The organism is Agathobaculum sp. TL06 (genome assembly GCF_054658635.1).
Genome location: NZ_BAAGGY010000004.1, coordinates 57,419 through 68,915, shown reverse-complemented (window position 1 = coordinate 68,915; position 11,497 = coordinate 57,419). Strand labels below are relative to the sequence as shown.

Genomic DNA, 11,497 nt, shown 5'->3' with positions numbered 1-11,497 from the left:
CGCAGCGCGCGAAGCCTTGCTCCACACTGGTATAAAAGCCGAGGCGCTTGTCCTCGGCTTTTATGAAAACAGGCCGCTTGTGCGGCCTGTTTTCTGTTTGATGCGCGCCTTGCGGCGCGTTTTTTTGTATGCGGTTACTTTTCGTATTGCTCGGCGAGCTGCTGGCTGATGAACTGCCGCGCCGTGCGGGGGGAGCGCCCATTCCGGCGCAGCGCGAAGCGCTCGGCCAGGAGATGAAGCTGCTCGCCGGACAGCGCCAGGCCGTTCTCCGCGGCGAGCTGGTCGACGATGTACAGGTACTCGTCCTTGTCCGGCACGGAGAACGTGATCTCCAGCCCGAAGCGGTCGGAGAGCGAGGTCACGGTTTCCAGGCTGTCGCGCACGCGCACCTCGTCGCCCTCGCGGTCCGCGAAGGTTTCGCGGATCAGGTGGCGGCGGTTGCTGGTCGCATAGATGACCAGATTGGAGGGCTTGCCTGCCAGTCCGCCCTCGATAAAGGCCTTGAGCGCGGCGAAGTTGTCGTCCTCCCGACTGAAAGAGAGGTCGTCCAGGAACACGATGAAGCGGAACGGGGAACGGAGCGTGTCCGCGAAGATGCGCGGGAAGCAGGCGATATGCCGCGGCGACATCTCGATGATCTTCAGGCCGCGCTCGGCGTATTCGTTGACCACCGCCTTGACGGTGGAGGATTTGCCCGTCCCCTTGTCGCCGTAGAGCAGGATGTTGTTGGCCTCGCGCCCATCCAGGAACGCGCGGGTGTTTTTGAGGATCTGCTGCTTCTGGCGCTCATAGCCGGGCAGGTCGCGCAGGCGGATGGCGTCCGGATGCCTGATCGGGGCCACCGTGCCGTCATCCTGTACGGCGAAAGCGGAGGCCTGCGCGAAAAAGCCGTAGCCCTGCGCGCGGTAAAAGCTGGCCAGCGCCGCCCCGTCGCGGAACGGCAGGGGGGCGGCGGCCGGATAATCCGGCAGGTCGCGCAGCGCGGGCATGCGGTAAACGCCGGCGGCCGCGGACTTGAGCGTATTGCCGTCCAGGGCGAGCAGGGCGTTGAGCGCCTGGATATCGTGCGTGGCCGCGCCCAGCAGGGTGGCGGAGGGCGCGTCCAGCGTATCGGTCATGGTGTTGACGTCAAAATGCACCGCGTCCAGCATGGCGCGGCTGACGTCGCCGCAGGCGAAGATCTGGGCGCACAGCGCGCCGTAGGCCCGCGCGAAATCCGCGTCGTCGGTTTTGAGCGCGTCAAAGACCGCGAGGTAGGACGAGACGAACGGGTGCCGCTGCAGGCCGCGCAGCACGGAAAGCGCCCGCACGCGCAGCGAAAGGATAGAAAGCTCCATTTGTTTCACTTCCAAACTGTATTTTTTCGATCGGTTCCAGCATAACACACTTCGGCGGCTTTTTCAACATAGCATGAGGATAGACTATGCTTGGAGGGAGAGACAAACAATGAGCCAATATGCGCTTTTGATATGCCGCAGCCAGACGGAAGCGATCGGGCTGCGGCGCCATCTGGGCCAGATGGGCGTGCCGGGCGAGGTCGCGCGGCCGCCGCGGCACGAGCGGACCGAGTCGTGCGGCTGGGCGGTGCGCGTCGGGGCGTCGCAGGCGGACGAGGCGGTGCGCCGCCTGCGGCAGCTGGGGCTTTCGCCCTGCCGCGTCATGCCGGACGAGGGGGGCGGCACATGATCTATCTGGACAACGCCGCGACGACGCTGTATAAGCCGCGCGCGGTGGATGAGGCGGTGCGCCGCGCAATGCACGCGGCGGCAGGCTATGCGCGGGGCGGCTACGCGGCGGCGGCGCGCGCGGGCGAGCTGGTATACGGCTGCCGCGAGCAGGCGGCGGCGCTGTTCGGCGTGCGCGATCCGGCGCGCGTCGTGTTCACGATGAACGCCACGCACGCGCTCAATCTGGCCATTCACGCGCTGGCGAAGCCGGGCATGCGGATCGCGGTCGGCGGATATGAGCACAACGCGGTCATGCGGCCGCTCACGCTGCGCGGGATCGAGCCGGCCGTGCTCGACGCCCCGCTCTGGGACGCCGCGGCGATGGAGCGGAAAGCGCAGGAAGCGCTGGCTGCGGGGACGGAGCTGTTCATCCTCAACCATGTGTCCAATGTGTTCGGCTTTGCCGCGCCGCTCGACGGGATCGCCGCGCTGCTGGATGCGGCGGGCGTGCCGCTGATTCTGGACGCGTCCCAGTCCGCCGGCATGCTTGGGATCGACGTGCGCCGCCACCCCTGCCTTGCCGCGGTGTGTATGCCCGGCCACAAGGGGCTGTACGGGCCGCAGGGGACGGGCATCCTGCTCGCGCTCGACGACCGCATCGCGGCCGCGCCGCTGCTGGCGGGCGGCACGGGCAGCCTGTCGGAAGAGCTGCGGCAGCCGGATTTCCTGCCGGACGCGCTGGAGAGCGGCACGCCCAATGTGCCGGGCATCGCGGGGCTTGCGGCGGGCATCGCGTTTGTGCGCGCGGTCGGTCCGGAGAATATCCTCGCGCATGAACAGGCGCTCCGGCGTGAGTTTGTGCGCGCGCTGGAGCGGGAGGAGCGGATCGAATGCTTTTCCGGCGCGCCGCAGACCGGCGTGCTGTCGCTGCGGGTGCGGGGGATGCCCTGCGAAACCGTGGCGGAGGAGCTGGCGCGGCGGCAGGTCGCGGTGCGCGCGGGCCTGCACTGCGCGCCGCTCGCGCACCGCACGGCCGGCACGGAGGAAACCGGTACCGTACGCTTCTCTTTCTCCTTTTATTCGACCGCGCGCACGGCGGAGCATGCGGCCGATTTGCTGTGCAAAACCGTAAAAAATCTGTGAATACGCTATACAGGGGAAGCGATTTGTGGTAGTATAGGTAATGTTGAAACCCCGCGTCTCCCCTGCTGTGCGGAGGAAGGAAAAATCACAGGACAGGTGGCTTTATGGAGACTTTCCAAAATCTTTTCAATACAGCGGCGTTCCAGAATTTCGATCTGCTGTCCTCGCTGCGAAGCAGCGTAAACTCGCTTCAGACAGCGGGCCTGATGGACGTGGTCGACGTTCTGATCGTCGCATATATCATTTACCGCGTGATGAAGCTGCTCAAGGATACGAGCGCGGCGCGGCTGGTCAAGGGCATCATCGTGCTGCTGCTGGTCATGCTGCTCGCCAGCGTGGCGGGACTGACCACGATTTCGTTTATCCTGCGCAATTCGCTGGGCATCGGCGTGTTCGCCGTGATCGTGATTTTCCAGCCCGAGCTGCGGCGTCTGCTTGAGCAGCTCGGCAAGGGCAACCTGAGCCGCCTGCTCACGCCGGCGGACAACAAGGACGAGATCGAGGAGGCCATCGGCGCGACGGTCGCCGCCTGCGCGGATATGTCCAGAAGCCGGACCGGCGTGCTGATCGTGTTCGAACGGCGGGAGCGCCTCGGCGAGATCGTCGCGACCGGCACCCTGCTGGACGCCGACCCCTCGCCAGAGCTGCTCAAAAACATCTTTTTCAAGAACAGCCCGCTGCATGACGGCGCGCTGATTATGCGCGACGGCCGCATCTGCGCCGCGGGCTGCGTGCTGCCGCTTTCGGGCAGCCAGAACCTGTCCCGCGACCTGGGTACGCGCCACCGCGCGGCGGTCGGCATGAGCGAGTCCTCGGACAGCGTACTGGTCGTCGTTTCGGAGGAAACGGGCGCGATCTCGGTGGCGATCGGCGGCATGCTCAAGCGCCATCTGTCGCCCGAGGTGCTGAAAAAAGTGCTGGAAAGCGAGCTGCTCACCGAGGAAAAGCCGGAAAAGAACCGGCTGACAGCGCTCCGCAACATCTGGAAAGGGGGCGCGGGCAAGTGAGGCAATTCCTGAAAAAGCATGACGTCTGGCTGCGCCTGCTGTCCCTGCTGCTCGCGTTCGTCCTGTGGATCATCGTGCGCGACGCGGATAATCCGGTCAAGCAGAATACCTTTCGGGACATCCCCGTCACCATCACCGGCGAGGAAGAGCTGCTGGCAAGCCAGGGCCTGTCGGTGATCGAAAGCACCGCGACCGTGGATGTGGTCGTGGAGGGACGCAACAACGAGGTAACCGACCCGACGCTGCGGCGCAAGATCACGGCCACGGTCGACGTATCCGCCATCACCGACGGGGCGGGCGAGTATAACCGGCCCGTGCAGGTCGCGGTCAGCAGCGCGGACATCGATCCGGTGCGGGCCAATCCGGTGAGCGTGAGTGTGCTGGTCGATAAGGTGACCACGGTCAGCGTGCCGGTCCGCATCGACGTGACCGGAACGCCCGCGGAGGGATACCGCGCGGGCAAGGCGGTCCCCACGACGACCGAGTCGGTAACGGTCGAGGGGCCGGAGGCCGAGCTGAAGGAGGTCGCTTACGCCTATGCGACGATCAGCGTGGAGGGCGAGCGCCTGACCGTCACCGGCGAGTGTTCGATCGCCCTGTATAACGACGCCGGCGTCCCGATCACGGGGACGCATGTGACCTGCCAGACGGATACGGTCAATGTGCGTGTGCCGCTTTACCCGATCGAGACCATCCCGCTCACCGTTACGCTCAAGGACGGCGAAACGCTCAAGGGCAGCCAGGTGCGCGCGTCCATCAGCCCGCAGAGCGTCAAGGTCCTCGGCGACCAGAACACGCTTGCGGAGCTGACCGAGATCAGCCTGGGCGAGATCGATCTGGACAGCGTCCGGACGGATGTACCCATCCAAATGGATATCAAGCTGCCGGACAACGTCCGGCTGGACGAGGGGCAGCCCTCTACCGCCAGCGTGACCATCACCGTGGCGGATGAAACCGACGGCATTGCGACGCGCAAGGTCCAGGTCACGCAGTTCGCCCCGAACGATACCTCGCAGGAGCAGACGCCCTACACGGTCAACGTGCTGACCGGCTCGGTGGAGATCGAGCTGCGCGGCACGGAGAGCGCGCTCGACCAGGTGGATACCGACGGCTTTTCGATCGGTTTGACCTTTGATTCGGATTCGCTTGGCGCGGGCAGGCATACGGTCAAGGGCGTGGTCGCCGCGACCAGCCTGCCGGCCGGCGTGACCGTGGTGGAAGAGGACGTGGAGGTTGAGATCGAGATTGTGGACAACGGCTCCGGCGGTACGGACGGGGACGCCGCGGCGGGAACCGCCCCGCCGGATGCGGCCCAGCCGGAGGAAAGCGGGGACGGCGCGTGAGCATTCTGGTGAGCAATATCCGTCTGCCGTTTGACGAGCCGGAGGCGCTTGCGCTCGCGCAGGCGCGGCGGCTGACCGGCCTGGACGAAGCGCAGGCGGCGGTGTCCCGCGTGAGCATCGACGCGCGGCGCGGGCGGATCTTCCGCGTATATACGGTGCGCCTGGACGCGCCCGTGGACGAAAAGGCATTTGCAGAAAAGCTGCAAATGCCCTTCGTGCGTTATAAGCCCGATGAAAAAGCGGCCGTTCCGCGCGGGAAGAAGCGGCTGCAGCACCGGCCGGTGGTCGTCGGCCTGGGGCCGGCGGGCCTGTTCGCGGCCTATACGCTGTCCAGGCACGGCTACGCGCCGCTGGTGCTGGAGCGCGGCGGCGACCTGGACGCGCGCGACCGCGCGGTGCAGGCGTTCTGGGAGGGCGGCGCGCTCGATCCGGACTGCAATATCCAGTTCGGGGAGGGCGGCGCGGGCGCCTATTCGGACGGTAAGCTGACCACCCGCATCGGCGATTCCCTGTGCGACGAGGTGCTGCAAACGCTTGCCGCGCACGGCGCGCCGGAGGATATCGTCAAAAAGGCCAAGCCCCATGTGGGTACGGACATCCTGAAAGACGTTGTGCGCTCCATGCGGCGGGAGATCGTGCGGAACGGCGGGGAGGTGCGCTTTCGCACCCCGCTGACCGGCGTGGATGTGCAGAACGGCGCGCTGCGCGCCATCCGCACAGCCGGCGGCGAGGTCGCGTGCGAGCGCGCGGTGCTGGCGGTCGGCCATTCGGCGCGCGATACGTTTGCTGCGCTGCATCAAAACGGGGTATACTTTGAACCAAAGGCGTTTTCGGTCGGCGTGCGCATCGAGCATCTGCAAAGTGAGATCGACCGCGCGCTGTACGGGAAATATGCGGGGCATCCGCTGCTGCCGCCCGCGGAATACAACCTTTCCCGACGGGCGGGCGGACGGGCCTGCTACTCGTTCTGCATGTGTCCGGGCGGCGTAGTCGTCGCGGCGCAGAGCGAGCCGGATACGGTCGTTACCAACGGCATGAGCTATCATGCGCGCGGCGGCAGGAACGCCAACGCGGCGCTCGCGGTTTCGGTGGAGCCGGCGGATTTCGCGGACGGGACCCCGTTCGGCGGGGTCGCGCTCCAGCGGCGCATCGAGCGCGCGGCCTTCGCGCAGACCGGCTCGTACCGCGCGCCCTGCCAGCGCGTGGGGGACTTCCTTGCCGGTAAGCCGAGCAAGGCCGCAGGCGCGGTGCGGCCCAGCTATCCCGTCGGGGTAGAGTACGGCGCGGCCGTAGCCAGCCTGCCCGCGTTTGCGCAGGACATGCTGCGCGACAGCCTGCCGTTTTTCGGCGGGAAGCTGCGCGGCTTTGACGCGCCGGACGCGCTGCTGACCGGTCCGGAAACCCGCACCTCCTCGCCCGTGCGCATGACGCGCGGGGACGACCTGTTCGGCCTGGGCTGCGCGGGGCTGATCCCCTGCGGGGAGGGCGCGGGCTACGCGGGCGGCATCATGTCCGCCGCGGTGGACGGCATACGGGCCGCGCACCGCATCATGGAGGAATTCCGGCCAATCATGGACTGAACGCGCGCCGCGGCGCGCGGGAGCAATATTTTTTCAGAACGGAGCGATAACATTGACCCAACAGGGAACGATAAAAAAGCTATTGCCCGGCCGCATGGCCGAGGTGGAGGTGACACGCCGGTCGGCGTGCGGGCATGACTGCGCCAAATGCGGCGGCTGCGGCGGTCTGGAGACACAAACCCTGTATGTGACCGCGTTCAACAGCGTGGCGGCGCAGGTGGGCGACCGTGTGCTGCTGGAGGGCGAAACCGGCCGTGTGCTGGGCATCGCGGTGCTGGTCTACCTGCTGCCGGTCGTGCTGTTCTTCGTCGGCTACGGGGCGGGAAGCGTGCTGGGAGGCGGCGCGGCGCAGGCCGCGCTCTGCGGCGGGCTCCTGTTCGTGCTGGGCATACTCGGCGCGATGTGGTACAGCCGCCAAATGAAGAAAAAGAACGACGTACCGTTCGCAATCACCCAGCGGCTTTAAAAAAATTGTGAATTTTTCCGGCTTTCCTGCGCTTATCTCTTGTCTTATCGGAAAAAGTCCGGTAAAATAGATTGAATGTGAAAAGCGTGCGCGCAGCACGCGGCGCGAAAGGGTTTTGTGATGTTTGGCTTTATCCGTCCGGTCAAATCCGAGCTGCGGGTCAGGGAGGCCGACCGGTTCCAGCAGGTATACTGCGGCCTGTGCCATGCGATCCGCGCGCGGTACGGCCGGTTCTATACGCTGTTCCTGAGCTACGACATGACGTTTTTCGCCCTTGTCGCCGGCGCGGAGCGGGAGGGAACGCCGCCGCCCTGCAGGAAGCGGTGCGACGCGCATCCGCTGTTCAAGCGCCCCTGCGCCGCGCCCGACGACGCGCTCGCGCTGGCGGCCGATGTGAGCGTGCTGCTCTCCTATCATAAATTCCGAGACAGCCTGGCGGATGAAAAGGGCGCGAAGCGGCTGCTGGCATGGCTGCTGTGCGGCCTGGGGAAGCGCGGCTATCAAAGGGCGCGCGCGCGTCTGCCGGACGCGGACCGCGAGATCGTGGCGGCGCTGGACGACCTGCAGGCGATAGAACGCGAGAAATGCCCGTCCATGGACCGCGCGGCGGACGCCTCGGCGCGCATGACCGCGGCTGTGGTCCCCCGCACGGGGGACGCGCGCGAGCGCGTGCTGCGGCAGATGTTTTACCATATCGGGCGGTGGGTCTACCTGCTCGACGCCGCGCAGGACGTGGCGGAGGATCTGGAACAGGGCAATTACAATCCGGTGGTGCTGCGCTATGACCTGCGCACGCCGGATTTGACAGAGATAAAGGATGCGCTCGAGCGGACGCTCGAACGCTCCCTCGCTGACGTGTGCATGGCGTTCGACCTGCTGGACGCGCAGCGCGACGCGGAGCTGATCCGCAATATTATTTTTCTCGGTATGCCGCTCGTCACGCGACAGGTGCTCGACGGAACGTACCAAACGAACGGAGGATGGGGCAAACATGGATCCCTATAAAGTGCTGGGCGTCACGCCACAGACAAGCGACGACGACGTCAAGCGCGCATATCGGGAGTTGGCGCGCAAATATCACCCGGACAATTATATCAATAACCCGCTGGCCGACCTTGCCGAGGCGCGTATGAAAGAGATCAACGAAGCCTACGACATGATTATGAACGAACGGTCGGGCAAAGCCGGCGGCGTGGGCGGCCAGCAATACGGCGGGCAGCAGTATGGCGGCGGCCAGCAGCGCGCGTATTCCGGCGCGAACGCGGCGCTGTACAGCCAGGTGCGGCAGGCGATCAACCAGGGCAACCTGGGCCTGGCCGAGCAGCTGCTGCAGCGGTCGAGCGCGCGGGACGCGGAGTGGTTCTACCTGATGGGTACGGTTTATTACCGCAAGGGCTGGTATGACGAGGCGATGCGCGCCTATACGCAGGCCTGCCAGATGGACCCCTCCAACATGGAGTACCGCACGGCGCTCAACAATCTGAACATGTCGGGCGGCTACGGCGGCTACCGGCCCATGCAGGAGGCCAACATGTGCGATATGTGCATGCAGCTGGCGATCTGCAACTGCTGCCTGAACATGTGCTGCAACGCGGGCTGCTGACATGGGCGCGCGGGATATTGCACGGGGCGGCTTGCTGGCGGCGGTCGCGTTCGTGCTGCTTTATCTGGGCGGGGTGTCGCCCTATGCCGCGGTTGCGGCCTGCATCGCCGCGGGTGTGACGAGCGCGGTTCCGCTGATCCGCCATGCGCGGGTCCGCCTTGCGGTGCTGTTGTATCTGGCGGTTTCGGTGCTCAGCCTGCTCCTGGTGCCGCGCAAAAGCGTGGCGATAGCCTATGTGCTGCTGACCGGACTGTATCCGATTGTAAAATATGGGATCGAATGCCGCCTGCCGCGCAGTACGCAGCAGATGATTAAATTGGTTTACTGCAATCTGGTGCTGGCGGCGGCGTATCTGCTGGTCTGGTGCGGCTTTTTGCCGCAGGCCGAGCTGCCGGGAACGGGCCTGCTGGCCGCCGGCTGGATTGCGGCCAATGTGGTTTTTTTACTATACGACGTCGGTCTGTCGCGGCTGATCGCGACGCTGCGCAGAAGCCTGCCGCCCGACTGAAAAGAGGGAACGTAACATGAAGAGTATGACCGGCTATGGCCGCGCCAAGGAAGAACTGGACGGGAAAACGATCACGGTCGAGCTGCGCTCGGTCAACCACCGCTATCTGGACTGTACGGTCAAAGCGCCGCGCCAGTACGGCTTTCTGGACGAAGCGGTCAAAAAAGCGGCCGCGTCGCGCATCGCGCGCGGCAAGGTTGAGGTGTTCGTGGGCGTCGAGGTGCAGGAGGGCGGCGACGTGGCCGTTACGGTCAATCATGCGCTGGCCGAGCGGTATCTGGCGGCCCTGCATGAGATCGCGGACAAATACGGCCTGCGGGACGACGTGACCGTGACAAGCCTGGCCAAAATGCCCGACGTTTTAGGCTCCGAACGCATCGAGCAGGACGCGGACGCCATGATCCGCGACGTGACCGCCGTGTTTGAAAAGGCCTGCGCCGGCTTTGACGAGATGCGCCTGCGCGAGGGAGAAAAGCTCGCGGAGGATGTCAAAGGCCGCTGCGCGGCCATCGGGCGCATGGTGGGCGAGGTGGAGGCCCGCTCGCCGGAGCGCGTGCGCGAATATCGGGAAAAGCTGCTCGCGCGCATGCAGGAGGTGCTGGCGGACACCAGTATCGACGAGACGCGCATCCTGACTGAGGCGGCGATCTATGCCGACAAGACCGCGGTGGATGAGGAGACCGTCCGCCTACGCAGCCACCTGCACCAGCTTGACGCCATGCTGCGCGAAACGCAGCCGGTGGGCCGCAAGCTGGACTTCCTTGTGCAGGAGATGAACCGCGAGGCCAATACGATCGGCTCCAAGGCGAACGATGTGGAGATGGCGCGCATCGTGGTGGATATCAAGAGCGAGATCGAGAAGATACGCGAGCAGATACAGAATATTGAGTAAAAGGTCATAAAAGGGGGCAGCGCGGGTGAAGCTCATCAATATCGGTTTTGGGAATATGGTCGCATCTTCGCGGCTGATCGCGATCGTCAGTCCGGAGTCCGCGCCGGTCAAGCGCACCATACAGGAGGCGCGCGACCGCGGCATGGTGATCGACGGCACCTACGGCCGCCGGACCCGCGCCGTGCTGATTATGGACAGCGACCATGTGGTCCTGTCCGCCCTGCAGCCGGAAACCGTTGCCGCGCGCTTCGCGGGCGACAGCGAGGAAGGGGGGAGCGAGGATGAATAAGGGTACCCTGTATGTGTTTACCGGCCCTTCCGGAGCGGGCAAGGGTACGCTGCTTTCCCGCCTGATGGCCGGGGACGACCGCCTGTTCTATTCGATCTCCGCGACCACGCGCGCGCCGCGCCCGGGCGAAACGGACGGGGTGCAGTACTACTTCCTGACCCGTGCGGATTTTGAGCGGAAGATCGCGCAGAACGCTTTTCTGGAGCACGCCCGATATGTGGATAATTATTACGGCACACTCGAAGCGCCGGTCAACGAAAAGCTGGCCGAGGGGTACGATGTGATCCTGGAGATCGAGGTGCAGGGCGCGATGCAGGTGCATCAGAAGCGTCCGGACGCGGTGATGGTGTTCATCGCGCCGCCGTCGTTCGAGGAGCTGGCCGCGCGGCTGCGCGGACGCGGCACGGAGGACGAGGAAAAGGTGCGAAAGCGTCTGGAAACCGCGAAAGAGGAACTGAAAAGCAGGGACAGGTTCGACTATGTCGTCGTCAATGACGAGATCGACCGCGCGGTGCGCGAGCTGCAGGGCATTCTGGCGGCGCGGCGTACATAACGCGCAGATCATAAGCATAAATAATACAAAGGGTAATATAAGGAGAATGGATTACAATGCTGAAACCTTCGATGCAGGAATTGATGAAACGTGTGGGCAACCGCTATCTGCTGGTCAACCTCGCGGCGCAGCGCGCCCGCGATATCGCCGACCAGGCGGAGGAAACGGGCGAGCAGCTTTCCGATAAGGCGGTCAAGCTGGCGCTGGACGAGATCGCCGCAGGGGAAGTGGTGTACCGCCCGGGACCGCGCACCGCGCCGGTCATCGTCAAGAACAACGCGATCGCGGCGGCGATGGTGGATGTGGACGATTCGATCGATCTGGATGAAGACGAGGACGAGGAAGGCGCCGAGCGTGAGGAGGACGAGGAGGAGGACGACCGCCGCCTCGACGAGTTCGACGATCATGAGCTGGACGACGGCGACGTACCGGAAGAGGACCGGTAA

General features: G+C 65.1%; 14 protein-coding genes. 13 read left to right on the top strand and 1 reads right to left on the bottom strand.

The window, feature by feature from the left end; genetic code table 11:
* Positions 1 to 134: 134 nt before the first annotated feature.
* Positions 135 to 1,337: an ATP-binding protein gene (locus ACYQ3S_RS03535; RefSeq protein WP_459687356.1), complete on the bottom strand. Its 1,203-nt coding sequence runs from the start codon at positions 1,335 to 1,337 to the stop codon at positions 135 to 137.
* A gap of 109 nt (positions 1,338 to 1,446) precedes the next feature.
* On the opposite strand from ACYQ3S_RS03535, the gene ACYQ3S_RS03530 reads away from it, so the two are divergent.
* The 13 genes from ACYQ3S_RS03530 to rpoZ all read left to right on the top strand — a co-directional run bounded on the left by ACYQ3S_RS03530 (position 1,447) and on the right by rpoZ (position 11,497).
* The gene (locus ACYQ3S_RS03530) at positions 1,447 to 1,686 is read left to right on the top strand and encodes a DUF3343 domain-containing protein (RefSeq protein WP_459687355.1); all 240 of its coding nucleotides are present in this window, start codon (positions 1,447 to 1,449) and stop codon (positions 1,684 to 1,686) included.
* Positions 1,683 to 2,810: an aminotransferase class V-fold PLP-dependent enzyme gene (locus ACYQ3S_RS03525; protein WP_459687354.1), complete on the top strand. Its 1,128-nt coding sequence runs from the start codon at positions 1,683 to 1,685 to the stop codon at positions 2,808 to 2,810. Before ACYQ3S_RS03530 ends, ACYQ3S_RS03525 begins: the two co-directional genes overlap by 4 nt.
* A gap of 104 nt (positions 2,811 to 2,914) precedes the next feature.
* Complete coding sequence (gene cdaA / locus ACYQ3S_RS03520; RefSeq protein ID WP_459687353.1) at positions 2,915 to 3,817, top strand: diadenylate cyclase CdaA; 903 nt, start codon at positions 2,915 to 2,917, stop codon at positions 3,815 to 3,817.
* Complete coding sequence (locus tag ACYQ3S_RS03515; protein ID WP_459687352.1) at positions 3,814 to 5,160, top strand: CdaR family protein; 1,347 nt, start codon at positions 3,814 to 3,816, stop codon at positions 5,158 to 5,160. Before cdaA ends, ACYQ3S_RS03515 begins: the two co-directional genes overlap by 4 nt.
* Positions 5,157 to 6,740: an NAD(P)/FAD-dependent oxidoreductase gene (locus tag ACYQ3S_RS03510; protein ID WP_459687351.1), complete on the top strand. Its 1,584-nt coding sequence runs from the start codon at positions 5,157 to 5,159 to the stop codon at positions 6,738 to 6,740. Before ACYQ3S_RS03515 ends, ACYQ3S_RS03510 begins: the two co-directional genes overlap by 4 nt.
* 52 nt (positions 6,741 to 6,792) lie before the next feature.
* Positions 6,793 to 7,206, top strand: coding sequence for a SoxR reducing system RseC family protein (locus tag ACYQ3S_RS03505; RefSeq protein WP_459687350.1), 414 nt, complete (start codon positions 6,793 to 6,795; stop codon positions 7,204 to 7,206).
* Positions 7,207 to 7,326: 120 nt separating this feature from the next.
* Positions 7,327 to 8,211 carry a DUF5685 family protein gene (locus ACYQ3S_RS03500; RefSeq protein WP_459687349.1) on the top strand — a complete coding sequence of 295 codons (885 nt, stop codon included), beginning with the start codon at positions 7,327 to 7,329 and terminating at the stop codon, positions 8,209 to 8,211.
* Positions 8,198 to 8,809, top strand: a complete 612-nt coding sequence (locus tag ACYQ3S_RS03495) for a J domain-containing protein (RefSeq protein WP_459687348.1) — start codon at positions 8,198 to 8,200, stop codon at positions 8,807 to 8,809. Before ACYQ3S_RS03500 ends, ACYQ3S_RS03495 begins: the two co-directional genes overlap by 14 nt.
* A gap of 1 nt (position 8,810) precedes the next feature.
* A complete protein-coding gene (locus ACYQ3S_RS03490) occupies positions 8,811 to 9,317 on the top strand; it encodes a hypothetical protein (RefSeq protein WP_459687347.1) in 507 nt (168 codons plus the stop codon).
* Between the two features lie 16 nt (positions 9,318 to 9,333).
* Entirely contained in the window at positions 9,334 to 10,209 is an 876-nt protein-coding gene (locus ACYQ3S_RS03485; RefSeq protein ID WP_459687346.1) for a YicC/YloC family endoribonuclease, read from the top strand.
* Between the two features lie 25 nt (positions 10,210 to 10,234).
* Positions 10,235 to 10,498 carry an extracellular matrix/biofilm regulator RemA gene (gene remA / locus ACYQ3S_RS03480; protein ID WP_082396900.1) on the top strand — a complete coding sequence of 88 codons (264 nt, stop codon included), beginning with the start codon at positions 10,235 to 10,237 and terminating at the stop codon, positions 10,496 to 10,498.
* Entirely contained in the window at positions 10,491 to 11,051 is a 561-nt protein-coding gene (gmk, locus tag ACYQ3S_RS03475) for a guanylate kinase (protein WP_459687345.1), read from the top strand. The genes remA and gmk overlap by 8 nt, the downstream gene beginning before the upstream one ends.
* Before the next feature lie 56 nt (positions 11,052 to 11,107).
* Positions 11,108 to 11,497 carry a DNA-directed RNA polymerase subunit omega gene (gene rpoZ, locus ACYQ3S_RS03470; RefSeq protein ID WP_176564525.1) on the top strand — a complete coding sequence of 130 codons (390 nt, stop codon included), beginning with the start codon at positions 11,108 to 11,110 and terminating at the stop codon, positions 11,495 to 11,497.